General features: G+C 62.8%; 25 protein-coding genes. 1 reads left to right on the top strand and 24 read right to left on the bottom strand.

What is annotated here, in order from left to right; genetic code table 11:
* Nucleotides 1–181 precede the first annotated feature (181 nt).
* The 21 genes from DCO47_RS05210 to DCO47_RS05110 all read right to left on the bottom strand — a co-directional run bounded on the left by DCO47_RS05210 (nucleotide 182) and on the right by DCO47_RS05110 (nucleotide 18,771).
* Nucleotides 182–625: a hypothetical protein gene (locus DCO47_RS05210; protein ID WP_064363258.1), complete on the bottom strand. Its 444-nt coding sequence runs from the start codon at nucleotides 623–625 to the stop codon at nucleotides 182–184.
* Between the two features lie 29 nt (nucleotides 626–654).
* Complete coding sequence (locus DCO47_RS05205) at nucleotides 655–1,881, bottom strand: beta-ketoacyl-ACP synthase (RefSeq protein WP_083354036.1); 1,227 nt, start codon at nucleotides 1,879–1,881, stop codon at nucleotides 655–657.
* The gene (fabG, locus tag DCO47_RS05200; RefSeq protein ID WP_116657643.1) at nucleotides 1,881–2,609 is read right to left on the bottom strand and encodes a 3-oxoacyl-ACP reductase FabG; all 729 of its coding nucleotides are present in this window, start codon (nucleotides 2,607–2,609) and stop codon (nucleotides 1,881–1,883) included. The genes DCO47_RS05205 and fabG overlap by 1 nt, the downstream gene beginning before the upstream one ends.
* Nucleotides 2,602–3,066: a hotdog family protein gene (locus DCO47_RS05195; protein ID WP_116657642.1), complete on the bottom strand. Its 465-nt coding sequence runs from the start codon at nucleotides 3,064–3,066 to the stop codon at nucleotides 2,602–2,604. Before DCO47_RS05195 ends, fabG begins: the two co-directional genes overlap by 8 nt.
* Complete coding sequence (locus DCO47_RS05190; RefSeq protein ID WP_116657641.1) at nucleotides 3,063–4,259, bottom strand: beta-ketoacyl-[acyl-carrier-protein] synthase family protein; 1,197 nt, start codon at nucleotides 4,257–4,259, stop codon at nucleotides 3,063–3,065. Before DCO47_RS05190 ends, DCO47_RS05195 begins: the two co-directional genes overlap by 4 nt.
* Complete coding sequence (locus DCO47_RS05185) at nucleotides 4,256–4,726, bottom strand: hypothetical protein (RefSeq protein ID WP_371919859.1); 471 nt, start codon at nucleotides 4,724–4,726, stop codon at nucleotides 4,256–4,258. The genes DCO47_RS05190 and DCO47_RS05185 overlap by 4 nt, the downstream gene beginning before the upstream one ends.
* A 122-nt stretch (nucleotides 4,727–4,848) precedes the next feature.
* The gene (locus DCO47_RS05180) at nucleotides 4,849–5,574 is read right to left on the bottom strand and encodes a class I SAM-dependent methyltransferase (protein ID WP_116657640.1); all 726 of its coding nucleotides are present in this window, start codon (nucleotides 5,572–5,574) and stop codon (nucleotides 4,849–4,851) included.
* Nucleotides 5,571–6,818, bottom strand: a complete 1,248-nt coding sequence (locus tag DCO47_RS05175) for an NAD(P)/FAD-dependent oxidoreductase (RefSeq protein ID WP_116657639.1) — start codon at nucleotides 6,816–6,818, stop codon at nucleotides 5,571–5,573. The genes DCO47_RS05180 and DCO47_RS05175 overlap by 4 nt, the downstream gene beginning before the upstream one ends.
* Nucleotides 6,805–7,968 (bottom strand): sodium:proton antiporter, encoded by a 1,164-nt coding sequence (locus tag DCO47_RS05170; RefSeq protein ID WP_116657638.1) that lies wholly within the window; start codon nucleotides 7,966–7,968, stop codon nucleotides 6,805–6,807. Before DCO47_RS05170 ends, DCO47_RS05175 begins: the two co-directional genes overlap by 14 nt.
* On the bottom strand, nucleotides 7,965–10,295 hold the full coding sequence (locus DCO47_RS05165) for an MMPL family transporter (RefSeq protein ID WP_116657637.1): 2,331 nt from the start codon (nucleotides 10,293–10,295) through the stop codon (nucleotides 7,965–7,967). The genes DCO47_RS05170 and DCO47_RS05165 overlap by 4 nt, the downstream gene beginning before the upstream one ends.
* Nucleotides 10,279–10,881, bottom strand: a complete 603-nt coding sequence (locus DCO47_RS05160; protein WP_116657636.1) for an outer membrane lipoprotein carrier protein LolA — start codon at nucleotides 10,879–10,881, stop codon at nucleotides 10,279–10,281. Before DCO47_RS05160 ends, DCO47_RS05165 begins: the two co-directional genes overlap by 17 nt.
* Nucleotides 10,878–11,303 (bottom strand): thioesterase family protein, encoded by a 426-nt coding sequence (locus tag DCO47_RS05155; protein ID WP_042608713.1) that lies wholly within the window; start codon nucleotides 11,301–11,303, stop codon nucleotides 10,878–10,880. Before DCO47_RS05155 ends, DCO47_RS05160 begins: the two co-directional genes overlap by 4 nt.
* Nucleotides 11,296–12,840 (bottom strand): histidine ammonia-lyase, encoded by a 1,545-nt coding sequence (gene hutH / locus DCO47_RS05150; RefSeq protein WP_116657635.1) that lies wholly within the window; start codon nucleotides 12,838–12,840, stop codon nucleotides 11,296–11,298. Before hutH ends, DCO47_RS05155 begins: the two co-directional genes overlap by 8 nt.
* Entirely contained in the window at nucleotides 12,821–13,768 is a 948-nt protein-coding gene (locus DCO47_RS05145) for a glycosyl transferase (protein ID WP_116657634.1), read from the bottom strand. Before DCO47_RS05145 ends, hutH begins: the two co-directional genes overlap by 20 nt.
* A complete protein-coding gene (locus DCO47_RS05140; RefSeq protein WP_116657644.1) occupies nucleotides 13,765–14,499 on the bottom strand; it encodes a glycosyltransferase family 2 protein in 735 nt (244 codons plus the stop codon). Before DCO47_RS05140 ends, DCO47_RS05145 begins: the two co-directional genes overlap by 4 nt.
* A gap of 23 nt (nucleotides 14,500–14,522) precedes the next feature.
* Nucleotides 14,523–16,202 carry an acyl-CoA synthetase family protein gene (locus DCO47_RS05135; protein WP_116657633.1) on the bottom strand — a complete coding sequence of 560 codons (1,680 nt, stop codon included), beginning with the start codon at nucleotides 16,200–16,202 and terminating at the stop codon, nucleotides 14,523–14,525.
* Nucleotides 16,199–16,744, bottom strand: a complete 546-nt coding sequence (locus tag DCO47_RS05130; protein WP_042608716.1) for a membrane protein — start codon at nucleotides 16,742–16,744, stop codon at nucleotides 16,199–16,201. The genes DCO47_RS05135 and DCO47_RS05130 overlap by 4 nt, the downstream gene beginning before the upstream one ends.
* Nucleotides 16,741–16,995, bottom strand: coding sequence for an acyl carrier protein (locus tag DCO47_RS05125; protein WP_016772026.1), 255 nt, complete (start codon nucleotides 16,993–16,995; stop codon nucleotides 16,741–16,743). The genes DCO47_RS05130 and DCO47_RS05125 overlap by 4 nt, the downstream gene beginning before the upstream one ends.
* 9 nt (nucleotides 16,996–17,004) lie before the next feature.
* The gene (locus DCO47_RS05120) at nucleotides 17,005–17,280 is read right to left on the bottom strand and encodes a phosphopantetheine-binding protein (protein ID WP_039756723.1); all 276 of its coding nucleotides are present in this window, start codon (nucleotides 17,278–17,280) and stop codon (nucleotides 17,005–17,007) included.
* Complete coding sequence (locus tag DCO47_RS05115) at nucleotides 17,258–18,070, bottom strand: 1-acyl-sn-glycerol-3-phosphate acyltransferase (protein WP_064363229.1); 813 nt, start codon at nucleotides 18,068–18,070, stop codon at nucleotides 17,258–17,260. Before DCO47_RS05115 ends, DCO47_RS05120 begins: the two co-directional genes overlap by 23 nt.
* A complete protein-coding gene (locus DCO47_RS05110) occupies nucleotides 18,046–18,771 on the bottom strand; it encodes a beta-ketoacyl synthase chain length factor (RefSeq protein ID WP_064363227.1) in 726 nt (241 codons plus the stop codon). The genes DCO47_RS05115 and DCO47_RS05110 overlap by 25 nt, the downstream gene beginning before the upstream one ends.
* Before the next feature lie 356 nt (nucleotides 18,772–19,127).
* Between DCO47_RS05110 and DCO47_RS05105 the strand changes: the two genes are divergently transcribed.
* Nucleotides 19,128–19,898 (top strand): ParA family protein, encoded by a 771-nt coding sequence (locus tag DCO47_RS05105; protein WP_064363225.1) that lies wholly within the window; start codon nucleotides 19,128–19,130, stop codon nucleotides 19,896–19,898.
* Between the two features lie 85 nt (nucleotides 19,899–19,983).
* On the opposite strand, the gene DCO47_RS05100 is transcribed toward DCO47_RS05105, so the two are convergent.
* The 3 genes from DCO47_RS05100 to DCO47_RS05090 all read right to left on the bottom strand — a co-directional run bounded on the left by DCO47_RS05100 (nucleotide 19,984) and on the right by DCO47_RS05090 (nucleotide 23,610).
* Nucleotides 19,984–21,543, bottom strand: coding sequence for a TerC family protein (locus tag DCO47_RS05100; protein ID WP_064361773.1), 1,560 nt, complete (start codon nucleotides 21,541–21,543; stop codon nucleotides 19,984–19,986).
* Nucleotides 21,544–21,934: 391 nt separating this feature from the next.
* Nucleotides 21,935–22,684, bottom strand: coding sequence for a VWA domain-containing protein (locus tag DCO47_RS05095; RefSeq protein ID WP_116657632.1), 750 nt, complete (start codon nucleotides 22,682–22,684; stop codon nucleotides 21,935–21,937).
* Nucleotides 22,600–23,610 (bottom strand): ATP-binding protein, encoded by a 1,011-nt coding sequence (locus DCO47_RS05090; protein WP_116657631.1) that lies wholly within the window; start codon nucleotides 23,608–23,610, stop codon nucleotides 22,600–22,602. Before DCO47_RS05090 ends, DCO47_RS05095 begins: the two co-directional genes overlap by 85 nt.
* Between the last annotated feature and the right edge of the window lie 198 nt (nucleotides 23,611–23,808).

Raw genomic sequence — 23,808 nt, 5'->3', positions numbered from 1 at the left:
CCCTGTGGGAGCGAGCCTGCTCGCGAAGAGGCCGGAAGCGGCCTGCGCTCCCGAAAGGGGCTTGTGAGACTCTGAGGATCCTGGGTAACCAGCCATCGCAGAGCCAGGCAGGTAATCGGCGATGACAAGCCGACCTGTGTGTGAAAGGGCGCCAAACGGCGCCCTTTGTCATTTCTGGCGCTTACTGAACCTTCGCCAGATCACCCTTCAACGCAACGCCCGCCATGATCGCGCCGGCGTGGCACTCGTAGGTTTGCGCGTCCTTGCGCTCGTTGCGTTTGTAGAAGCTGACGATGTTGGTCACGGCGTTGGCGCCGGCATTTTTTGCGGCCTGATGCAGGCTGATGATTGCCGATTGGGCGACCCACTCGCAGGCGACTTCGTCAGATTTGTTGAAGGCGTTGGTTTTCTTGTTGGTCACGGCGTCGGGGCTGACGACGGTGACTTTGCCGGCCGGGGTGTTGCCGGCCAGATAGAATTTTACGCTGCCATCGATCTTGCCGGAGCGGGTTGCTTCGGCGACGGCTTTGTCGAACGGCAGGTAGACCGCTGTGTCGCGGGCCTGGCTGACCGCTGGCAAGGCGCAGAGCAACAGAGTGACGGCGGCGAGTTTGTGGAAGTGCATGAAGGTCTCCTTGACCTGGATTGATTCGGTTATGCCCAGCGGCGGAAAATCAACGAAGTGTTGACGCCGCCGAAAGCGAAATTGTTGTTCATCACGTAGTCGTGATGCATCTGGCGGAATTCGCCGCGCAGGTAATCGAGCTTGCCGCAGTGCGGATCGACCTCGTCGAGGTTGAAGGTGTGCACGTACTGGTCGCGGTTGAGCATTTCGATGCTGAACCACGATTCCAGCGCACCGCAGGCACCGAGGGTGTGGCCGAGAAAACTCTTCTGCGAGCTGATCGGCATGTGCTCACCGAACAGGCTGCTGGTGGCCAGTGTTTCGGCGATGTCGCCCTGCTCGGTCGCGGTGCCGTGGCCGTTCACATAACCGATGGCATCCGGGCTGAGGCCGGCATCTTCCAGGGCCAGTTCCATGGCGCGACGCATCGTGACCTGTTCCGGGCGGGTAGTGTGCTGGCCGTCGGCGTTGCTGCCGAAACCGACAATTTCCGCGTGGATATGCGCGCCACGGGCGAGGGCGTGTTCAAGCTCCTCAAGCACCAGCATGCCGCCACCCTCACCGATCACCAGACCGTCGCGGCCTTTGTCATACGGGCGAGGGCTGGTCTGTGGTGCATCGTTTTTCAGACTGGTGGCGTAGAGCGCGTCGAAGACCATGGCTTCGGTCGGGCACAGCTCTTCAGCGCCGCCAGCGAGCATCAGTGGCAGGCGGCCGAACTTGATCGCCTCGTAGGCGTAACCGATTCCCTGGCTGCCGCTGGTGCAGGCGCTGGAGGTCGGAATCAGGCGTCCGGTGAGGCCGAAGAAGATGCTGATATTGGCCGCGGTGGTGTGCGGCATCATTCGCACATAGGAGTTGGCGTTGAGCCCCTCGGCCACCGAGTTGAGCAGCATGTTGCCGAAAGCCTTGATCTCGTCAGTGCTGCCGGTGGACGAGCCGCAGGCAACGCCCATGCGCCCGTCCTTGATCGATTCGTCGCCGAGCAGGCCTGCGTCGGCCAGGGCTTTTTCCGCCGCCGCGACCGCCAGGCGGGAAACCCGGCCCATGCTGCGCAATTGTTTGCGGGTCCAGTGCGATGGCACGACAAAGTCATCGATGGGGCCGGCCAGACGCGTGTTGAGTTCAGTGAAGCGATCCCACTCGTCCATGCGGCGAATGCCGCTGCGGTTGGCTGCGAAGTTGCCGGCAATGGTCTGCCAGTCGCTGCCGAGCGAGGTGATGCCGGCCATGCCGGTGACGACGACGCGCTTCATCAGCACAGGCCTCCGTTGACGGCCAGGACCTGGCGGGTGATGTACGAAGCTTCCGCCGACATCAGGAAATTCACCGCAGCCGCCACTTCTTCAGGGGTGCCCATGCGCTGCGCGGGGATCATTTTCATCAGCTCTTCCACCGGTACGTTTTCGTCGAGCATGGCCGTGTCGATCAGGCCCGGGGCGACGCAGTTAACGGTGATTTTGCGCTTGCCCAGCTCGATCGCCAACGCCTTTGCCGCGCCGATCACCCCGGCCTTCGAAGCGCTGTAGTTGACCTGGCCACGGTTGCCGATCAGACCCGACACCGACGTGATGCAGACGATGCGCCCGGCGGCGCGGCGACGGATCATCGGCATCATCACCGGGTGCAAAACGTTGTAGAAGCCGTCGAGATTGGTGCGCAGGACCACGTCCCAATCGTCATCGCTCAGCGCCGGAAACGCGCCGTCGCGGGTCAGCCCGGCGTTGAGCACTACCCCGTAATAGGCACCGTGGTTGTCGACATCGGCTTCGAGAATGCTTTTGCAGGTGTCACGGTCGGCAACATCGAATTGCAGAATGCGCGCACGGCGACCCAGTGCTTCGATTTCGGCCTGCACCGCTTGGGCTTCGGTCATGCCGTTGCGGCAATGCAGGACGATGTCATGCCCGGCTTGCGCCAGACGCAAGGCAATGGCGCGGCCGATGCCACGGCTGGAGCCGGTGACCAGTACGGATTCAGTCATCGTGCGACTCCTTTGTCTGTTGCAGGTATTGCTTGGCTTCGGGCGGACGGAACACGTTCAGCCGTGCGCTGGCATGAATGCCGTCGCCATGGATATGGCATTCGAACACGCCCATGCCGTTGTCGTCTTCCAGTGAGCGAATGCCGTGGACGGTCAATTCGCTGCCCGGCGCAAAGGCTTCGACGTTGCACTCGAACTTGCGCGTGCCGAGGAGAAAGCCCAGCTCCACCGGATTGCCTTTTTGCCGCGCGTGGCAACCGGCGAAAGCGGCGACGCTCTGCGCCATCAGCTCGACGCCGACCCACGCCGGCAAGCTACCGTCGGGCAGGTTGAACAGGCCGTCGGGCTTGACCGTCAGGCGGGTGAAGATCTGCTCGTCATCGAAGCGCTCGATGGCGTCGATCAGAATCATGTCGCCGGCGTGCGGCAGCAGTTCGGCGAGCGGCCAGTGGCTCATGGGGCGTCTCCGATTATCAGGCTGACGTTGTTGCCGCCGAAGGCAAACGAGTTGCTCATCAGGTAGCGCGGTGCAATGGACGTCAGGCGCTCGCTCGCAGTCACCCACTGCAGGGGCGGCAGCGCGGGATCGGCCTGGCCGTCCCAGATGTGCGGCGGCAACGCTTGGTCGGGGTTGTCGGCGCTCAGGCTCAGCCAGCAGAACGCCGTTTCCAGTGCGCCAGCTGCGCCGAGGGTGTGGCCGGTCAGCGGCTTGGTCGACGAGCAGGCGACGCCTTTGGGAAACAGCGCCGCGACCGCCAGACTTTCCATGGCGTCGTTGTGTTGAGTGGCGGTGCCGTGCAGGTTCAGGTAGTTGATTTGCGCGGCTTGCAGATCGGCGCGGCCCAGGGCTTTTTGCATCGCTTGCAGGGCGCCGCGACCGCTCGGCTCTGGCGCGGAAATATGGTGCGCATCCGAGCTGGCGCCTGCGCCGAGCAGGGCAATCCCCGGACCTTCGCCGCGCTGTTTGCTCATCACGAACAGCACCGCTGCTTCGCCGATATTGATGCCGTTGCGGTTGGCCGAAAAAGGATTGCAGCGTTCATCTGAAACGGCTTCCAGCGAAGAAAAACCGTTCAGGGTGAGCTTGCACAGACTGTCGACGCCGCCGCACAGCACCGCATCGCACAGGCCCAGATCGAGCAGACGCTGAGCACTCATCAACGCGCGGGCACTGGAAGTGCAGGCGGTGGAAATCACGTAGGCCGGACCGCTCAGTTGCAGCCACTCGGCGAGAAAATTCGCCGGAGCGCCAAGTTCCTGCTGGCGATAGTCGTACTCGCGAGGAAACTGTTGCTCGCGGATGTAATGCGCCAGACCCCGGCTCGCCTCGTCGATGCCTGACGTGCTGGTGCCGAGCACGACGCCGATGCGTGCACGGCCATAGGTCTGGATCGCGCGATCAATGTCGTCACGAATCTGCAGCGCGGCTTCCAGCAGCAGTTGGTTGTTGCGACTGCTGTGCTCGATCATTTCGGCTGGAATCGCGGCCAATTCACCGTGCACGGCGGCCACTGGCAGCTCACGCTCGACAACCCGGCCGGCCTCGCGGCGCATCCCCGAACAGTCGCCGGCGAACAGATTGCGCGCGACTTCAGACTTGTCGCGGCCCAAGGCACAGATTACGCCGAGGGCATTCAGGTAAGCGGTCATGGCGTCGATTCACCTAACTGGGAAACGCGATAGTGCGGGCCTTGGGGCAGATTCAATTCGAAGCTCAACGGTTGTGAATAGCGAACGTTCCAGCGCGCCGGCAGAGAACGCTGATCGGTCTGTTGCCGGGCGTCGGGATAGTTGCGCAGCAGTTCGGCGGACGGGGTCAGGGCGAACAGCAGCGCGGCGAACAACTCCCGCGCCTCGGGATTGGGCGGCAGCAGGCCGTCGGCCTGCCAATGCCCGTCGATCAGTCGCTGACGAGCCTGGGGGATGCCCAGCGGATCCATCATCGACCAGCGCGTGCCGGCGCCTTCGCGCTGGATCACCAGCAGCCAGTCCTGACGCTGCCCGGCCTGCTCGCGTTCGATGTGCAGTTGCAGCGGCAGGGGCAGCGTCGGGTTGGCCGCTGGCAGCGGTGCCTGGCTGGCACAGGCGCTCAACAACAGGGCACAGAACACCATCATCAACCATGCCACCACCCTTGTAGGAGTGAGCCTGCTTGCGATAGCGGTCATGCATTCAAAATAGTCATTGGCTGACCTACCGCTATCGCGAGCAGGCTCACTCCTACAGGTTATGCGTTGCATCAGATAGCACCCGCAAGCGGCTTGCGCGCTACGACATTCACCAGTGTCTCTTCGCGTTCGCCAAACGGCTTGGGCTTCCGCAACCCCAACCGCTCCAGCAAGCCAAAATCCTTCGACCGGCTCCACCACAGGTACGGGTAGGAAACATTGCGCTCGGCAAACTCGAAACCCTGCTCGCGAATCATCTGCAGATAACCGGCGGCGCTCTTTTGTACGTGCATCGGATGACGGAACAGCCAGCGGATGACCCAGGTATCGATATAGGCCTCGGTGGACTCGGCGAACAGCAGATAGCCGCCCGGTTTCAGCACGCGATAGAACTCGGCCAGGGCTTTTTCCTGCTCGACCAGATGATGGAAGGTCTGGTGACAGAACAGCAGATCGACGCTGGCATCGGCGACCCGGAGCGTGGCGCAATCGCTGCCGATCAACTCGACCGGCATGCTCAGGCGCGCAGCCTCTTCGCCGCTCAGGTGCAGGCTGTGCGGGTCGGCGTCGACGCCGATCAGGCGCTGCGGGGCAAAGGTCTGGCGCAAGTGAGCGAACGACTTGCCTTGCCCGCAACCGGCGTCCAGCAGCACCGGCTGTTCCGGCAGCGGCTCACAGAACAACTCACGCAGATCATTGATCGCCACGCGCAGCACATGGTGCTGCCAGGTGTGGCTGCGCAGGAACCAGAAGCCGAAGCGGGTTTCCTCGACGTAACTGTCGCTCAGGTAATTCATGAGGCGTCCTGCGCGCAGAGTTCGGAAATCATCTTCAGCCGGCGCCGCGCTTCGCTGACGAACGGGTTGCGCTCGTCCCAGGCGTAGCCGGCGAGGATCGAGCAGATCATCCGGCGAATGTCCGCCTGGCTGTCCTCGTAGAAAATCACGTCCTGAAAGGTGCCGGCGTACCAGCCTTCGACGTAGCAGCGAAAGGTGTCGACGCCGCGTTTCAACGGCTCGGCAAATTCCCGTTGCCAGTCGACCGTTTCACCCTGCAACTGACGGTGCAGCACGCCGGCGGCCATGCTCGCCGAACGCATGGCGATGGTCACGCCGGAGGAGAACACCGGATCGAGGAATTCCGCGGCATTACCCAGCAGTGCGAAGCCCGGGCCGTGCAGGGTTTTCACGTTGGCCGCGTAACCGCCGAGGGTACGCGCCGGGGTGTCCCAGACCGCGTTGTTGAGAACCCTGGCGAGGCTTGGTGTTTCGGCGATGAAACTGCGCAGGCAGGCATCGAGGTCGCTGTCGCGGCCCTGGAAATGTTCCTCGGCCGCGACCACGCCCACGGAGCAGCGACCGTTGCTGAACGGGATGGTCCAGAACCACACGTCGCGGTGCTGCGGGTGAGTGGTGACGAGGATTTTTTCCCGGTCGAACGCCGGGCTGTCGATGTGATCTTCAACATGGGTGAACACGGCCTGACGCACCGGGAAATTCGACGGCGCTTCGAGGTCCAGCAGACGCGACAGCACGCGGCCGTAACCGCTGGCGTCCAGGACGAAATCGGCTTCGACGCGGTACTCGCTGCCATCTTCGCGGCGCACATCAAGGAGTGGTTTCGCCTGATCGAAATCGACGCTGACGATCGCATCGCCATAACGGATTTCCGCACCTTGCAATGCTGCTTGATCGGCCAGCAACTTGTCGAAATCGGCGCGCTGCACCTGGAACGTGGTCGGCTTGCCGGCGGTGAAGGTATCGCCAAAATCGAAGGCGCTGTAACGCTCGCCCCAGGCAAACGCTGCGCCGGTCTTGCGCTGGAAACCAGCGGCGTTGACGGCGTCGAGCATGCCGGCTTCTTCGACGAAATCCAGGCAATGGCTGAGCAGGCTTTCGCCGATGGAGAAGCGCGGGAAGTGCTGACGCTCGAGCACCAGCACATCGTGGCCCTTGCGCTTGAGCAGGGCCGCGGCGATAGCGCCGGACGGGCCGGCACCGATGATCACGACCTGACGGGATTCCATTTCAACGATTGGCACGTGAGCTCCGGGGCAAAGGACTGTTCAGATTCAGGGGCGCGCGATGCAGGCCGATCAGGGCCGGCAGCAGCGTGGCGATCAGGCCCATCAGCATCAGCGCGAAATACAGCGCCGGGGTGATGAGCTGTTGTTGCAACAGCAGGTTGAGAAAGACGATTTCGCTCAGGCCGCGAATGTTCAGCAGCACGCTTTCGCGCCAGCGACTGGCGCCCGCGAACGACGCGCCTGCCCAGCCGAGGCCGAGCCAGTTGCCGAGCAGTTTACTGGCAATCGGCAACAGCAGCAGCGCCGCCCATTGTCCGCCGTCGAGACTGGCAAGAGCGCTGTGCACGTCGATCTGGACGATGCCGAACGTAAGGATCAGCGGGATCGCGATCCACACCTGCAAACGGCTCATCCAGCGCGCCGGCAATGGCAGCACCAGCGGCACTTTCAGCACCGCCATGCACAGCAGATAGCCGATGCCGAAAATCAGTGCGTTGAGTTTGTAATGCTCAGCCATGACCAGCAGCGCGAAGAATCCGAGGCTGTAGGTCAGCGGTCGGCGCACGCGTAGCAGATACAGGAACAGCGGCACGCCAGCCATCGCCAAGGGCAGCAACAGGCTGCTCAGGTGCAGGCTGCCCTGGGCGAGCCCGAACAGCGTCCAGCAGGTCAGGTCGATGAGAATTGCGGTCTGCACCAGTCGACGAGTGGCGGCGGGCGGATAATCGATATGGCGCAGGTAGAGATACAGCACCGGGATCGCGGTGATCGCGAACACCAGCCCGATCGCCAGTGAGTTGAGCCATGGCTGCGCGGGCAACAGCCAGTGCGCGGCTGCCAGACCGCAGGTGAATGGCACGATGAAACTCGGCAGGGCAATTTTCACGCTCTGACGATCTAGTTTCAGGTCGATCACATCGCTGAGAATGTGCCCGAGCAGCAAGGCGAAACTCAAGCTGTAGAGGTTTTTCAGCCAGTCCGGCGCGATCAGTTGTGCACCGCTGAGCTGCCAGCCCGGTTCGATCCAGAAGTACATCAGCAGCGGCAAACCGAAGCTCGCCAGTAGCAACTGACTGACGATCGGAATCAGGCCGAAACGGCGGCCGACACGGGTCGCCAGCGCAAACAGCGCCAGGGCCAGCAACCAGAAGCCGGCAACCATCATGCTGCTGTCTCCGAAACCGTTTCATGGCGCCCGGCCCACGGCGCGAGCATGAAGCTGAACGCCAGACCGAGGCTTACCGACAGGCCGAAATTGCTCACCGCCGGCGTGCTGGACACTGCCAGCAGGCCGAACGACAGCCATGTCGTTAGCGCCGCGAGCAGGGTGCCGAGCAGGCTCACCGCCGCGCCGCCCACCTGTTCACGCATGAGGATCGCGTAATCGACGCTGATCGCCGTCACCAGCAGCAGGCCGAACAGGCTGAACAGAGTCAGCGGCTGACCGAGCCAGCCGAGGCTGGCCAGACTGCACAGCGCTGCCAGCAGCGGCAGGGCAACGATACGCAGCGCGCCGGTGAGGCCGAACGGCAGAATCAGCACCAGCACGATCAACACGCAGGAGGCCAGTTTCAGTTCGGCGGCGCTGATCTGCGTGGCGGCGAACACTTTGTTCAGATCACCGAGGCGATCGACCAGCACCACTCCTGGCAAGTCCAGCGCCTGCACGCGCAGCAACGACGGATTGTTCAAGCCCTGCAGGCTGGTCATTGCCGCAACACCGTCTTCAGTCGGGCCAAGCCATAGCGTGCGATACGGCTCACCGAGCGGGCCGGCCAGCGCGGCGTCGATGTCTTCGGCGGGCAGGGTCTGCAACTGCTGCAATTCGTTTTGCAAAGCCGCCGCCGGCACGCCGAGGTCGAGCAGCGGTTGCCAGAACGATGGCAGCTTGCTCAGTGATTCGCGCACTTGCTGTTGCTGGCTCGGCGCGCTGACCAGTTGATCGAGGGCGAGAAAGCCCTGCAGCTTGTCGAGGTTGACCAGCTGCTGCAGACGCTCGCTCAGCGCCGCCTGGCGCTCAAGCAATTGCTCCTGATTGGCGGCGCGAATGAGGAAGAACTGGCTGGTCGGTTGGAAACCGGTGATGCGCGCGATGGTCTGCGCTTCGTCGGTCAGGTGCTGCGGCGCCCCGACCCATTGGCGGATGTCGTTCTTGCTTTGCAACTGCATTAGACCGCCGACGCAGAAGGCGATCAGCAGGGCCAGCAGCACGGGCGTGCGAATGCAATCGAGCAGCGCTTCGCGCAGATGAATCAAGCGTTCGGCCAGGCGCAGCGGCCATTGCGCCGGGCGCAGTTCGACATTTTTCAGCAGCGCCGGCAGCAGACAGACCGCCGACAGATAGGCGCCGAGCAAACCGGCGGCGGAGAAAACGGCGATCTGCGTCAATGCCGGGAACGGGGTCCACGCCAGCGCCAGATAGCCGATGACGCTGGTGATCAGGCTCAGGGTCAGCCCCGGCAAAGTCAGGCGCAGGGCCGGCCAGCTGCGCCAGGGCTTGAGGCTCCAGCTCTTGGACAGATAGTGCAGCGGGTAATCCACGGCGACGCCGATCAGGCTCGAACCGAGCACCAGCGTCATCACATGCATGTGACCGAACAGCGCCACGCAGGCCACCGCGCCGAACAGCATGCCCACCAGCACGGGAACGAAGGCCAGCAGCACGCGCCAGCGACGAAACGCCAACAGCAGCAACAGCAGAATCCCGACCGTCGCGCCGCTGCCGACCCAGGTCATTTCGCGGGTGGCTTGTTGCTGGCCGTTGGCGGCGTAGAGCAGACCACTGGCGGCGAGCAACTGCACGTCGCCTTTCGCCGCCTGTTCGCGACTGTGCTGGAGCAGCTCCGCCACTTGCAGCGGCAGGTTCATGTCGAAGGCGTTGCCGGTGGTGCGCGCGCGCAGCATCACCCAGCTCTTGCCGTCGGCTTCGGCGATCAGTGCGCCGCTGCCGATGTCCAGTTGCACCGCGCCGTGTTTCGGCTGGCTGTTCTGGATGCGCCCGGTCAGGCCCAGCCAATCGTCCTGACTCGGCACCAGGGTAAAGCCGTTGAACGGATCGAACAGCGCCTGCACCCGCTGCTGGATGAACACGTCGGGGTGTTCGCTGAGCAGCTGCCGATCATCCGCCGAGAGCATCGCCAGGCGCCCTTGCAGCAATTGCGTGCGTAGCGCTGGCAAGTCGGCTTGCAGATTCCACTGCACGGTTTCGAACAGACCGCTGGCCTGCCATTGCTCGCCCAATTGCCGGGCCATGGCCAGTGCTTGCTGGCGATCGGCGTGACCGACCAGCACCAGCATTTCGCGGTTGAGGGGCTCCTGCATACGCTGCTCGGCGCGCAATTCCAGCGCGTCGGGATTGGTCCCGGGCACCAGCTCCATGAGATTGGCCGACAACGGCGCACCGTCGCGCCACTGCCACGCGGCCAGCGCGACGACGGCCAGCAGCAGGCTCAGAAACAGCCAGGGCAGCCTGCGTTCACTCGGCAAAGTCATGTTGCTCCGCTTCGCTCAAGGGTTGCTCGGCGGTGCTGTCCTGCATGCGCAGCAGGGTGCTGTCGCCCTGGGTTTCCAGCAGTTCGATGGTTTGCACCAGAGCACCGCCGTCGATATTGATTTGCTGGAACACCTGCTTGAGCAGCATCGAACGCGGGGTCAGGGTCAGCTTCCATTGTTGCGCCGTGCCGCTCAGGGCCAGCTCGAAATCCCGTTGCAAACCGCTGCTGTCACCTTGCAGCACGGCGAGGAACAGCCGGTTCTGCTCGGCGCCGGCGCTCTTGTTCGGCAGCAGTTGCCAGCCGTTGTTGTCGCGGCGGGCGATGCCTTTGGCGGTGATGCGGTAGTCCTGTTGCAGCGGGGTTTTCAATAGCCACAGCAAGCCATGCGTTTTCGCGAGGACGAAGCTGCCCTTGCTGATCAGCGGCTGCGGCAGGGCGCGCAGGTGTTTTTCCTGAATGAACTGGCCGTGGATAACGTCCGGTTTCGCCAGTTGTTCACTGAGCTGTTGCAGGTCGAAGGCATGGGCCCATGACGACACGGCCAGCAGCGTCAACGCACCAAGGCTTTTGAAAAACATATTCATCGCAGCATCCTTTCCACGGCATCGGTGAAGACTTTCGGTGAAGCCAGCTGCATCTCGCGGCTGCTGACTTCGACGGCGACCTGCACCGAGCTGGCGCGGGTCAGGCGCTCGCCGGTCTGCAGGTCGGTGATCAGGTAATTGATCTTCAGGCGGTTTTCCCACTCGACCAGACTGGCGCGCACATTCAGCCGTTGACCGAACACCGCGCTGCGCACGTAGCGCAGCTGCAGGTCGATGATCGGCCAGGCGTACCCAGACTCGACCATCTGCGTGTAGTTGTGGCCGATCTTGTCCAGCAGCGCGCAGCGCGCCACTTCCAGGTATTTGACGTAATGGCCGTGCCAGACCACGTGCATGGTGTCGACGTCGAAGAACGGCACCAGAATCTCGGTATCGGCGTGAAGCACTCCGGCACTACGCATGCAGCCTCCAGTGTTGCGCGGCGATGCGTTGCAGGCACAGGCGCAATTCGCCTTCCAGCGCGCGGTCTTCGATGACCGGCGGGAAGTCTTTGCCGAGTTCTGCGTGCATCGCCGCCAGCGCCGGCGGCAGCGGACGCGCATCGAAGGCTTGAGCGCGCAGCCACACGCCCTGGTTGGCTGCGAGCAGCGTGGCGGCGGCAACCTGCTCGGTCAGCTCCAGCACACGAATCGCATCACGGGCGGCGATGGTGCCCATGCTCACCTTGTCCTGGTTGTGGCATTCGGTGGAGCGCGAGAACACGCTGGCCGGCATGGTGTTTTTCAGCGCTTCGGCGGTCCAGGCACTGGTGCCGATCTGCACCGCCTTGAAGCCGTGATTGATCATCGCCCGATCGGCGGGCGCGCCGGACAGGTTGCTCGGCAAGCCGTGGTTGTAGCGCTCGTCGACCAGCAACGCCAGTTGCCGATCGAGCAGATCGGCGACGTTGGCCACAAGGTTTTTCAAACTGTCCATGGCGAAGGCGATGTGCCCGCCGTAGAAGTGCCCGCCATGCAGAACGCGCTCGGCTTCGGCATCGATAATCGGGTTGTCGTTGGCACTGTTCAGTTCGATTTCGATGAAACCGCGCAGCCAGTTCAGGCTGTCGGCCAGCACGCCGAGCACATGCGGCGCGCAACGCAGCGAGTAACGATCCTGCAGACGATGCAGCGGCGCAGTTGGCGCGTCGATCGCCAGATCCTTGCGCAGCCATGCGGCCACCTGCATCTGCCCCGGATGCGGCTTGGCGGCGAACAGGCGCTCGTCGAAGTGCTCCGGATTGCCCTGCAGCGCGACGACGTTGAGTGCGGTGATGCGTGTGGCCAGTTGCAGCAGATAATCGGCGCGGGCGAAGGCGAGGCAGGCGAGGCCAGTCATCACCGCCGTGCCGTTCATCAGCGCCAGCGCTTCTTTCGGGCGCAGTACCAATGGCGTCCAGCCGAGTTCGCGATGCACATCGGCAGCCTGACGACGCTCGCCGCGGAACATCACTTCGCGCTCGCCGGACAGGGTCGCGGCGACGTAGGACAGCGGGGTCAGATCGCCGCTGGCGCCGACCGAGCCTTCCTCGGGAATCAGCGGCAGGATGTCGTATTCGAGAAACGCGTGCAGACGCTCGAGCAGTTCGACCCGAACCCCGGAAACGCCGTGACACAACGACTGCAAACGCGCTGCCAGCACCGCGCGGGTGGCTTGCGCGTCGAGCAGCTTGCCGAGGCCGCAACCGTGAAAAGTATAGAGATGACGCGGCAGCGCCTCGACGTGATGCAGCGGCACCGCGACCACGCAGGAATCGCCGTAACCGGTGGTGACGCCGTAGATCACCCCTTCCTTGTCCAGCAGCGAATCGAGAAAACGCGCGCCCTTGGCGATGCGCTCGCGATAGTCGGCGTCAGCCTGCAATTGCACGGGCGCCTGACGGTTGGCCAGGGCCAGCACGTCTTCGATGCGCAGAGGGCGTTCGCCGAAGGTTACCGGCTCATGGGTTGGCGTCGTCATCGGTCTTCCAGAAAGGGTAAAAGTTGAACCATTGCTGTGGGGCTTCGAGGCAATAGTGACTCAGGCGCTGCGCGTAGCGGGTGGCCCACTGATGAATGACCTGCTCGCGCTCGCGGCGTGTCCACACCACCGCGTCGGCGAACGGTTCGAGAGTCAGGCGATAGTGGCCGTCAGGTTGCTTGAGGCACATCAGCAGATTGACCGGGCACTTGAGCAGACCGGCCAGCAACCACGGGCCTTGCGGGAACGGCGCCGGATGGCCGAGAAAATCCACAGTGACACTGCGCCCGCCGTGCAGCGGCACGCGGTCACCGGCGATCGCCAGCCACTCGCCGCGCTCCAGCCGTTCGTGCAGTTGCAGCATGATCACCGGGTCGAGTTCGCTGACCTGAATCAGGCGCAGGTTGGTCGCCCCGGCCTCACCAAGCAGGCGGTTGAACTGCTCGGCGTGCTTGGTGTGCACCAGCACGTTCATGGTGACCTTTTCGCCGATCTCCGCCAACGCCCGGCACACTTCGAGATTGCCCAGATGCGCGCCGACCAGCAGTTGTCCGCGACTGCCGCGCAACTGCTTGCGCAGCAGCGCCGGGTCGATGATTTCGATCTGTTCGATGCTCAGTTTGCCGTTCCACACATCGAGCTTGTCGAGCAGCGAATCGGCAAATGTCATGAACTGGCCGAACACCCGCCGGTGGCTCGGGCGCAGGTCGGCACGCTGACTCCACTCGGCCAGACGCTGCTGGTACTGCCAGGCGCTGCGCCGGGCGATGCGGCCAAAGAGGAAAAAATACAGCACGATGGCGTACAGCAACGGACTCAGCAGGCGCCGGCCAAGCACTTTGGCGGCGAATGCGGTGAATTTCATCAGCAGGAAACTGCCGCGTTCTTCGCGGTCGGCCCAGTGCTTGTTGTCGACTTCTTCGCTCATGGTTTCCACCGCCGCCAGAGGATCAGCGGCCAACGCAGCAACATGCCGAAAAACAGCCGCGTGTGCATGCTGGAGATCAGCGCGTTGTCGTGGAACAGGCGAAAGTGCGACACGCCGTCCAGCGGGTAATGCACGCTGGTCTGCAGCCAGCGCATCGGCTGATTGCGCCAGGCCAGGCGCACGAGAATGTCCGAATCGAAATCCATGCGTTTGCCCACCTTGGCCGAGTCGATCACTGCCAGGGTTGGCGCCAGCGGGTAAACGCGGAAGCCGCACATCGAATCGCGAATCTGCAACGACAGGCTGTTGATCCACACCATCACGTGGGTCAGATAGCGCGCGTACAAACGTCCTTTCGGCACGCTCTCGTCAAACAGCGGATAGCCGCAGATCATCGCCTCCGGATGAGCGCGGGATTCGGCGACGAAGCGCGCGACATCGTGCAAATCGTGCTGGCCGTCGGCATCGACCTGCAAGGCATGGCTGTAGCCCAGTCGCGAGGCTTCGCGCAGACCGGTCATCACCGCGCCGCCCTTGCCCTGGTTGGCGGTCAGGCGCACCAGGTGCACGTTGTCGCGTTCGGCCAGAGCGTCGAGGACTGTTGCGCAGGAGGGCTCGCTGGCGTCGTCCACCAGAATGCATGGCAGACCTTGCGCGAGCAGAGCATCGACCACGGTGCCGATTGCGGTTTCGTGGTTGTAGACCGGGATTACGGCGCAAGGGTTATGCATGGAATACATCCCCTCGCCACAGGTTATGCATTGCCAACTCCTAGCAGGATTCGGCCGCTGGAACAGGTCGCCGTGTCATTGCGATAAGCGAAATACAGTTTGCTGCGCTCCGGATCGAAACGCAGGTGTAACTGGACTTCATCGCCGGGGCGCACCAGTTGCTGGAACTTCAGCACTTCCATGCCGGCAAACGGGCCGGTCAGGTTGAGCAATTGGCGACCGAGGTTCAATGCCCATTCCACCTGCACCACACCAGGCAAAACCGGCGCCTTGGGGAAGTGCCCGCTGAAGTAGGCCAGATCCGGCGGCACGCTGAGTTGCAGGCTCCACTCACCTTCGGTTTCGCTTTGTTCCAGCACTTCGGGCGCTTTTGGTCGTGCGGCCAAAAGCAACGCTTCGACGTCGGCTTGCGCCAGTTTGCCCTGGCTGTTGAATGGCATTTGCCGCAGCAGGCGCCAGCGTCGGGGCAGGGCGAGGGCTTCGCAATGCTGGCTCAGATGTTTGCGCAGTATTTCGGTCAGGCCACGGCGGCCGTGCTCGCGCAGGGCGAACAGGCCAGATTCGCTGAGTACCAGCAGCGCACCGAGCGAGGCGCGGTTTTCCTGCACGACACCGAGGCGCGCTTCAGCGACCCAGTCGTGATCGATCAGAGCCTGTTCGAGCATCGGCAGCGAGATGCGTTTTTCTTCCAGTTTGACGATGCGGTCGAGCCGCCCCAGCAGTTCGAAGCGACCGTCAGCGGCAATGCGCGCGGCGTCGGCGCTGTGTTCGATGTGGCCGGCAGGCAGATAAGGCGAGGCGATCAGCAGGGCGCCGTCGCTGTCCTGGCTCAGTTCGACGCCGGCGAACGGCTGCCATAACGACTCGCCCTGGCGCCAGGCGATGCCGCCGGTTTCCGAACTGCCGAGGATTTCCGTCGGCCATTGCTGCAAGCGCTGTTGCAGACTTTGCGCGGCCTCCAGCGGCAACGCGCCACCGGAAGAAAATACCCGGCGCACGGCCCTTAAGTCCGGCCAGTCGAGGTTGTCGCCCATGCGCTTGAGCAGCGCCGGGCTGGCGACCCAGGCAAAGGTCGGGTGCTCGCGGCTGGCGCGCTGCAAGTCTTCGGAAAACGCCAGTTGCCGGCGCACGAATGGACGTCCGGCGCACAACGGCCACAACACGCGAAACAGCAGACCGTAGATGTGCTGCGTGGCGACACTGCCGATGATGCAAGCCTCACCGAGGTCTGCGCCCCACAGCTGCTCCAGCGCTTCGACTTCATTGGCCAATTGACGCAGGGTCTTGTCGATGCGCTTGGGCTCGCCGCTGGAGCCGGAGGTGCACAGGCTCAGTCGGCATTGATCGAGATCCAGTTCGGCGCCGGGCAAACCCGGTTGAGTGAAGTCATCGAGCTGCGCGTCGCCCGGCTGATCGGTCAGCCACAGATCGACTTCAGGGGACCAGCGTTGGCGCGTCTGTGCTTGCAGGTCTGCCGGCAGCAACACGCTGACGCCGGCGCGCCACGCACCAAGCAGGGCGATGGCGAGGTCGGCGGCATCTTCCAGATGCACGGCCAGGTGTTTCACGCCTTGGCCTTGCAGGCCAGCGGCAACGCTCAGGGCCTGCGCGTGCAACTGCGCGTGATCGAGAGCCGGCGCCTGGCAGATTGCCCGTGCCGGCAGTGCCTTGAGCAACAGCTGCTCAAGTTTTATCCAATTCATGTACGGCCTCTTACCCGTTGTCGTATCAGCCATTCAATGGCAAACATCAGGCCGATCAATCCATAGGAGATCAGGCCGGTGTACAACATCCACCAATCCAGCGGCGCCCACAGGGTGAGGAGGGCGGCGCACAAACCGTTGCAGAAGAAAAACACGCTCCAGGCCAGCGTGACCTTGCGTGTGTAGCGAACGGCAACCTCCGGCAGCTCCGGCTCGCGCAAGCGCGCCAGACGCTCGACCATCGGCGGGCCGTATTTCAGGCTCACGCCGAACAGCACCAGCATGAACGCGCTGATCAGCACCGGGTACCAGCGCAGCAATTGCGGGCTGTCGAATACCGCCAGCAACAGGCAGAACGCGATCGCTACGCAGGCCATCCACAGGCTGCCGGGCTTGCGTTCGCCGGTCAGGGCGCGCGCCAGCCACAGGCTGCCCAGCAGCAGCGCAAATTGCCACGGGGCGAAATGCTCCATGCCGAAATACACCGCGAAGGGGTACAGCAGACCGGCCAGCAGCAGGCCGAGGCCGATCAGTCGGCTCATGCGGCCGGTTGAACCAGACGGAACACCGCCTCGACCACGTCACCGACGGTGCGCACTGATTTGAATTCTTCGGCGGCGATCTTCTTGCCGGTCTGGCGTTTGATGTGATCGATCAGGTCGACGGCGTCGATGCTGTCGATTTCCAGATCCTGATACAGATTGGCGTCCATGCTTACACGGGCCGGATCCAGTTCGAACAGCTCGACCAGGGCATCGCGCAGGGTGTTGAAAATATCGTCACGAGTTTGCATGGTCCGGTCTCAAGCTGCCTGTTTTGCCGTGACGAATGCCGCAAGGCTGGCCACGTTGGTGAAATGGTTGCGGGTGTCTTTGGCATCGGCGTCAATCTTGATGCCGTATTTTTTCTGGATCGCCAGGCCCAGTTCCAGTGCGTCCACGGAATCCAGGCCGAGGCCTTCGCCGAACAATGTCTGCTCGTCGCCGATGTCCTCGGGGCTGATGTCTTCGAGGCCGAGGGCGTCGATGATCAGCAGTTTGATGTCACGCACCAGGCTAGCGGTGTTCAGTTCGCTCATCTGCGGCGAGCTCCTTAATGAAATAGTCATGCAAATAATCGTTGAGCTTGCGCGAGGCCTGCGGTGCGGGGCCTTGCGCGGCGAAGGTCTGTGGGTCTATATCGGCCCCCACGCGAAAACTGAAGTGCACGCGGCGATGGGGGATGCGATACCACGGCTCGGCTTTGGTCAGGGTGGTCGGGCTGACCTTGATGATCACTGGGGTAACGATTTTCGCACCGCGCAAGGCAATCGCCGCCGCCCCCCGATGAAAGGCCGGCGCCTGCCCGGGCCGGGTGCGCGTGCCTTCGGGGAATATGATCAGGGTCTGGCCGTCCTGCAACGATTGCGCAGCGGCATCGAGCATATCCATGCTGCCGTCATTGCTGATGTACTCGGTGCGGCGCAGCGGGCCACGGGTGAACGGGTTATCCCAGAGGGTCTTCTTCACCACGCAATTGGCGTGGCGCACCAGACCGATGAGAAACACCACATCGATCAGCGACGGGTGGTTGGCAATGATCATCTGCCCCGGCCGGCCAAGTCGTTCGGCGCCCTCGATGTCGTAGGTGAGCACGCCGGTGCGCGCCATGAACCGCACGAAAAACCAGAACAGTCGGCTGACCGTACGCCGGGCGCGCAGGCGATGTTCAAGTGCGTCACCGGGCAGGCAACCGAGCAGCGGAAATACCAGCAGGCGCAGGCACAGCCCGCCGAGCCCGAACAAGGCGAAGCTCGCAGCAGTGGCCAGCAGGCGCCAGTAATAGGCGTCGCGGTGTTTGGCGGTCACGGGTTGCGATGCCAGGTCCATACACGATTTTTCCACGCATGTTGGCAATCAGGTTGCTGGCCGAGCAGGGTTCGCAGCAGGTTGAGCGCGTGCGGCCAGTGCGCCTTTGACCGGGTTTCGCTGCTGCTGTTCAGGGTCAGCCGCCAGTCGGTACCCGGCGTCAGCAACAAACCGAGCGCGTAAGGGAACGGCACATCATCGACCCACTGTGAGTACGCCTCGGGTGGCTGCTCTTCGGTGATCACCAACAGCACCGCCGTGGCGCCTTCAGCAAGCAGTGCCGCCGCTTCGAGCATGCCGTGTTCCAGACCGTCGCCAGCGGCAGCGAGGGCGGTCATTTCGCTGGTTTCGCCGCGCATGATCGACCACAAACCGATGATCGCGTTATGCACCGAAAGGCTGAACTGGGTCGGCGACAGAGGCTGTTCGGTGGCCAGATCGCGGAGGATTTCAAACGTGCGAGGGGTTTCACCGTGCCGCGAGACGAACACCAGCGGCAGATTGCTCCTTCCGTCGGCCAGCGGCCAGCCAACGCTGAAGGCCATCCGCGCCAGACGGCTGAGGCGGCGGCGCTGCATGGCCGGCAGAAACGACACATCGGGCGCGGCATCACTGCTCTGGAGCACGACCGGTTGTCGGCTCCAGGCCTGCCAGGCGTCCACGCTGTCGAGCCCCGGGGCCCACGCGCGCCATTGGGCGATGTTGAAGTTGATCACGGACATTCATCCCGCCCCTGCGGGCTTTCGTTGACGCGTTGAGTCGCCAGCGCCGCAGCAGGCTTGGCTTGGCGCAGGGCGCCGGGTGGCGCGCATTATCCCGGTGCGACGGGTGTGTAGCAAATGTTGGTTACATTTTGCCCAACAAAATGTACCGAGCGGTTCGTCAGGTGGCTATCACTTGGCCATTATCCATATTCCCCGCTGCCTGTCTGTCAGGAGTCTCTGCGATGGCTGGCGGTTTTTTCCATGGCTGAGCGTCGATATTTACACCTGACGGCGTAGTCCATGTCCGTGAAGGTAGCGAAGCGCGGTCACCGGCAACTACACTCGGTCATTCTTTGATACACGGAGGTTTGGTCATGCGGCGCGTGGTGTTCAATCAGAAAGGTGGCGTAGGCAAATCCAGCATCGCCTGCAACTTGGCGGCGGTCAGCGCCAGCGAGGGTTATCGCACGTTGTTGGTCGACCTCGATGCCCAGGCCAATTCCACTCAGTATCTGACCGGGCTCACTGGCGACGACATCCCCATGGGCATCGCCGATTTCTTCAAACAGACGCTGTCCTCCGGGCCGTTCTCGAAAAAGAATCAGGCGGACATCTACGAAACGCCGTTCGACAACCTGCACATCATTACCGCCACTGCCGAGCTGGCCGATCTGCAGCCCAAGCTCGAGGCGAAACACAAGATCAACAAGCTGCGCAAGTTGCTCGATGAGCTGGCCGAGGATTACGACCGGATCTATCTCGACACCCCGCCTGCGTTGAATTTCTATGCGGTATCGGCGCTGATTGCAGCGGATCGGGTGTTGATTCCTTTCGACTGCGACAGTTTCTCGCGTCAGGCGCTGTACGGGCTGATCGCCGAAATCGAGGAATTGAAGGACGACCACAACGAAGGCCTGGAAGTCGAAGGCATTGTGGTCAATCAGTTCCAGGCGCGGGCCAGCCTGCCACAGCAGATGCTCGATGAGCTGATCGCTGAGGGCTTGCCGGTGCTGCCGGTGTATCTGAGCAGTTCGGTGCGCATGCGCGAGTCGCACCAGGCCAGCATGCCGCTGATCCACCTCGATCCACGGCACAAACTGACGCAGCAGTTTGTTGAACTGCACAATCTGCTGGAAGGCCACTGATTCCCCGAATGACACGCAAATTCCTAATGTGGGAGCGAGCCTGCTCGCGAAAAGGCCGGCACAGCTGGTAAAAAAAGCGCGAGTATTACGCGGCAGCACGCTCCAGCAGCACCCGCGTGACGCGTCGTTCTTCAACGGCTTTGACGGTCAGTTGCCAGCCTTCGTATTCCAGTCGGTCGCCCATCATCGGCAAGCGATCCAGAAGACTCATGACCAACCCGGCCATGGTCTGATAGTCCTCGGTGGGCTCAGCGCCGAAGCCGGTGCGCTGGCGCACTCGTGCCAAGGGCAGCGCACCACTGACGAGGAATCCACCACGCTCTTCGACCACGTCCGGGCCTTCGATTTCGCTGGCATCGGGTAACTCGCCGGCGATCGACTCGAGGATATCTGTCATGGTCAGCACGCCGACAAAATCACCGAACTCGTTGACCACGAAAGCAATGTGCGTCGAGGCCGCGCGCATTTGCTCCAGCGCATTGAGGATCGAATAACTTTCGAGCAGATTGAGGGTCTTGCGGGCCAGATGCTCAAGGTTCGGCTCGTTGCCGGCCAGATACTCCTTGAGCAGTTCCTTCTTGTGTACGAAGCCCAACGGCTCATCCACCGCGCCATCGCGAATCAACGGCAAGCGCGAGTAGGACGAATGCATCAACTTCGTACGAATGGTCTCGGCATCATCGGCCAGGTCGATCAGATCGACATCGGCGCGCACCGTCATCAGCTGGCGAATCGGCCGTTCCGCCAGTTGCAGCACGCCGCTGATCATCACCCGCTCACGGCGGTCGAACAGCTCGGCAACCGGCGCTTCACCGTTGTCGAGCAAATCGGAAATCTCCTCACCGACCTCCTCCACTGCGAGTTTGCGCCCGCCGAGCAAGCGCATTACCGCATGCGCAGTGCGCTCGCGCAGCGGACGCAAGCCCTGCATTGAGCGTTTGCGGCGTGCCCGGGCGATCTGGTTGAACACTTCGATGAGGATCGAGAACCCGATCGCCGCATACAGATAACCTTTCGGGATGTGGAAACCCAGACCTTCTGCAGTCAGGGCAAAACCGATCATCATCAGGAAGCCCAGACACAGCATGATCACGGTCGGGTGCGCGTTGACGAAACGGGTCAGCGGTTTGCTGGCGACGATCATCAGGCCGATGGAGATGATCACCGCGATCATCATCACTGCCAGTTCATCGACCATGCCCACGGCGGTTATCACCGCGTCGAGCGAGAACACCGCGTCGAGCACCACGATTTGCGCCACGATCGGCCAGAACAGCGCATAGGCGGTGTTGGTCGAGCGCTCGCCGACGTGGCCTTCGAGGCGTTCGTGCAATTCCATGGTGGCCTTGAACAACAGGAACACCCCACCGAACAGCATGATCAGGTCACGCCCGGAGAAGCTCTTGTCGAACACCTCGAACAACGGCTGCGTCAGCGTGACCAGCCAGGAAATACTCGCCAACAGGCCCAGGCGCATGATCAACGCCAGCGACAGGCCGATGATGCGCGCGCGATCACGCTGATGCGGCGGCAGTTTGTCGGCCAGGATTGCAATGAACACCAGGTTGTCGATACCCAGCACCAGTTCCAGCACGATCAGAGTCAACAGGCCTAACCAGGCCGTGGGATCCGCTAACCATTCCATAAAACGTCTCGATCTCTCTTCAGTGAATTCAGGCTGCCGGACACGGCGAAGTGCAACGCGAAGGCTCAAGAGCCGCGTTAACAACCATAGTCGGGAGTCGGAAGACGGGATGCTGCGAATGGATCAAGGTCGCACGAAGGCGCGTTGGAGAGTGCTGACTGGGAGGCTCCGAGAGGGTGTTCATGTAAATCCTGAATGAAAAATGGCCTTGGAGCGTACAGGGTCGAAGGGTCCGCTCCACAGCGGCAAATCATTTCAAAATCTGTACAGCCTGGAGAGATGGGTTGACTGTGTTGGCCCCATCGCGAGCCGGCTCACGCCTACAGGGGAACGCATTCCAAATGTAGGAGTGAGCCTGCTCGCGATGAGGCCCGAGCAAACACAGAAAGTATCAGAGGGCAATCGGCTCATCGATATGCCGATACTGCGCTTGCAGCGCTGTCGCCAGTTCCTTCGCCCGGCCCAGTCGAATCGGCCCGCGCTCGATGTCGATCAGCAGTGCCGGGCACGCCAACGCTGGCAGCGCCGACAGGTCTTTCACCCGACCATCGGTCAGGATCAGACAGCGCTGCATTTCAGTGGGAAAGTGTTTGCGCCGCACCGTCAGCCATTGCTGCGCCTGCTCCAGCGCCGCGAGCAACGGCGTGCCGCCACCGGCGCCCAAACCGTCGAGCCAGAGACGCAGGCCACTGGATGCCTTCAAACCTTGCACCTGCCACTTCGGCGCGGCACCACTGGCCGTCAGCAAGGCCAGCCGCGCCCGCTGGCGGTAGGCATCGTCGAACAATTGCGCGAGCAGGCCTTTGGCGTCGCTCAAGGCCTGATGGCGACGGGTCGAGGCCGACGCATCGACGATCACCAACCAGACTTCGTGGGGTGAACGGGTGCGCTGCTGAAACAGCAGATCAGCGCGGTTCCAAGGGCGACCGTTGAGCAGCGTCCCCGGCCAGTTCACCGAACCGCTGCTGGCGCTCTGCCGTGGGCCCTGGCGACCATTGGCGAGTCGTCCGGCGCGGGGTCTGGCATTCGCCCCCGCGTCGGATCGGGGGCGAATGCCTAGGGCTTTTTTGCCTGCGGCGGCCAGCTCGGGACTTCGCGACGGGCGCCGGCAAGTTGCGCGGTGGCCGGCATTTCGCCCCATTGGCCCTGCCCTTCGCCGGGTTTGCTCTCTGCACCTGACGGCGGTGGCGCAGGCGACTCAGCGTTCGCCGAAGGTTGTTCGCGACGGCGATGGCGCAAGGCAAATTCGGCCACGGCATCGATGTCCTGCTCGGCAATCGCATCCGCGCCACGCCAAGCGGCATGGGCGCGGGCCGCGCGCAACCACACCAGATCGGCGCGCAAGCCATCGACGCCTGCAGCGAAACAACGCTCGGTAATCAGCGCCAATGCTGCATCGTCCAGAGGGATTTCCACCAACAGCTTCCGGGCGCTTTCACAGCGCGAACGCAAGGCGTGTTGCTCGGTTTCCCACTGCGCGCAGAACGCCTGCGGATCGCTGTCGAAATCCAGCCGTCGGCGAATGATCTGTCCGCGCTCGGTCGGCGCGGTATGGCCGCTGAAAGCGACGTTCAAGCCGAACCGATCGAGCAACTGCGGGCGCAACTCGCCCTCTTCCGGGTTCATGGTGCCGATCAGGACGAATTTCGCCGAATGTCGATGGGAAATGCCGTCGCGCTCGATCAGGTTGGTGCCACTGGCGGCGACATCGAGCAGCAGGTCCACCAGGTGGTCGGGCAGCAGATTGACTTCATCGACGTACAGCACGCCACCGTCGGCCTTGGCCAGCAGCCCCGGGGAAAACTTCGCGCGACCGTCGCTCAGGGCGGCGTCAAGATCGAGCGTGCCGACCAGACGCTCCTCGGTAGCACCCAGCGGCAAGGTGACGAATTGGCCGCTGGCGAGCAGATCCGCCAAGCCCCGGGCCAGTGTCGACTTGGCCATGCCACGCGGACCTTCGATCAGCACGCCACCGATTTTCGGGTCGATGGCCGTCAGGCACAGGGCGAGTTTCAGGTCATCGGCGCCGACCACGGCGGAGAGCGGGAAATGCGGGGTGTCGGTCATCAGGTTTTCTCTTTCGTGGTCGTGAGTGGTCTTGAAATTGAGGTGTGGCAGTTGTTGCCCTCACCCTAGCCCTCTCCCAGAGGGAGAGGGAACTGACCGTGTTGGTCTTTCGAGTTCCGTCGACCTGATGCATCGGTGCGACACACATTTCGACAGCGCTAAAGATCGGCTCCCTCTCCCTCCGGGAGAGGGCTGGGG

The sequence above is a fragment of the Pseudomonas sp. NDM genome, from assembly GCF_003105095.1.
Classification (GTDB): Bacteria; Pseudomonadota; Gammaproteobacteria; order Pseudomonadales; family Pseudomonadaceae; genus Aquipseudomonas; species Aquipseudomonas moraviensis_A.
This window is presented reverse-complemented; position numbering and strand designations above follow the sequence as displayed.

What these genes read in the sequence shown, in the direction of transcription:
- DCO47_RS05160 (WP_116657636.1), bottom strand. Translation starts at nt 10,881, where the DNA reads ATGAATATGTTTTTCAAAAGCCTTGGTGCGTTGACGCTGCTGGCCGTG.
- DCO47_RS05185 (WP_371919859.1), bottom strand. Translation starts at nt 4,726, where the DNA reads ATGATGGTGTTCTGTGCCCTGTTGTTGAGCGCCTGTGCCAGCCAGGCA.
- DCO47_RS05115 (WP_064363229.1), bottom strand. Translation starts at nt 18,070, where the DNA reads ATGGACCTGGCATCGCAACCCGTGACCGCCAAACACCGCGACGCCTAT.
- DCO47_RS05155 (WP_042608713.1), bottom strand. Translation starts at nt 11,303, where the DNA reads ATGCGTAGTGCCGGAGTGCTTCACGCCGATACCGAGATTCTGGTGCCG.
- DCO47_RS05140 (WP_116657644.1), bottom strand. Translation starts at nt 14,499, where the DNA reads ATGCATAACCCTTGCGCCGTAATCCCGGTCTACAACCACGAAACCGCA.
- hutH (WP_116657635.1), bottom strand. Translation starts at nt 12,840, where the DNA reads ATGACGACGCCAACCCATGAGCCGGTAACCTTCGGCGAACGCCCTCTG.
- DCO47_RS05190 (WP_116657641.1), bottom strand. Translation starts at nt 4,259, where the DNA reads ATGACCGCTTACCTGAATGCCCTCGGCGTAATCTGTGCCTTGGGCCGC.
- DCO47_RS05090 (WP_116657631.1), bottom strand. Translation starts at nt 23,610, where the DNA reads ATGACCGACACCCCGCATTTCCCGCTCTCCGCCGTGGTCGGCGCCGAT.
- DCO47_RS05130 (WP_042608716.1), bottom strand. Translation starts at nt 16,744, where the DNA reads ATGAGCCGACTGATCGGCCTCGGCCTGCTGCTGGCCGGTCTGCTGTAC.
- fabG (WP_116657643.1), bottom strand. Translation starts at nt 2,609, where the DNA reads ATGACTGAATCCGTACTGGTCACCGGCTCCAGCCGTGGCATCGGCCGC.
- DCO47_RS05195 (WP_116657642.1), bottom strand. Translation starts at nt 3,066, where the DNA reads ATGAGCCACTGGCCGCTCGCCGAACTGCTGCCGCACGCCGGCGACATG.
- DCO47_RS05105 (WP_064363225.1), top strand. Translation starts at nt 19,128, where the DNA reads ATGCGGCGCGTGGTGTTCAATCAGAAAGGTGGCGTAGGCAAATCCAGC.
- DCO47_RS05165 (WP_116657637.1), bottom strand. Translation starts at nt 10,295, where the DNA reads ATGACTTTGCCGAGTGAACGCAGGCTGCCCTGGCTGTTTCTGAGCCTG.
- DCO47_RS05095 (WP_116657632.1), bottom strand. Translation starts at nt 22,684, where the DNA reads ATGGGGCGAAATGCCGGCCACCGCGCAACTTGCCGGCGCCCGTCGCGA.
- DCO47_RS05135 (WP_116657633.1), bottom strand. Translation starts at nt 16,202, where the DNA reads ATGAATTGGATAAAACTTGAGCAGCTGTTGCTCAAGGCACTGCCGGCA.
- DCO47_RS05180 (WP_116657640.1), bottom strand. Translation starts at nt 5,574, where the DNA reads ATGAATTACCTGAGCGACAGTTACGTCGAGGAAACCCGCTTCGGCTTC.
- DCO47_RS05100 (WP_064361773.1), bottom strand. Translation starts at nt 21,543, where the DNA reads ATGGAATGGTTAGCGGATCCCACGGCCTGGTTAGGCCTGTTGACTCTG.
- DCO47_RS05110 (WP_064363227.1), bottom strand. Translation starts at nt 18,771, where the DNA reads ATGTCCGTGATCAACTTCAACATCGCCCAATGGCGCGCGTGGGCCCCG.
- DCO47_RS05145 (WP_116657634.1), bottom strand. Translation starts at nt 13,768, where the DNA reads ATGAGCGAAGAAGTCGACAACAAGCACTGGGCCGACCGCGAAGAACGC.
- DCO47_RS05205 (WP_083354036.1), bottom strand. Translation starts at nt 1,881, where the DNA reads ATGAAGCGCGTCGTCGTCACCGGCATGGCCGGCATCACCTCGCTCGGC.
- DCO47_RS05120 (WP_039756723.1), bottom strand. Translation starts at nt 17,280, where the DNA reads ATGAGCGAACTGAACACCGCTAGCCTGGTGCGTGACATCAAACTGCTG.
- DCO47_RS05170 (WP_116657638.1), bottom strand. Translation starts at nt 7,968, where the DNA reads ATGATGGTTGCCGGCTTCTGGTTGCTGGCCCTGGCGCTGTTTGCGCTG.
- DCO47_RS05125 (WP_016772026.1), bottom strand. Translation starts at nt 16,995, where the DNA reads ATGCAAACTCGTGACGATATTTTCAACACCCTGCGCGATGCCCTGGTC.
- DCO47_RS05210 (WP_064363258.1), bottom strand. Translation starts at nt 625, where the DNA reads ATGCACTTCCACAAACTCGCCGCCGTCACTCTGTTGCTCTGCGCCTTG.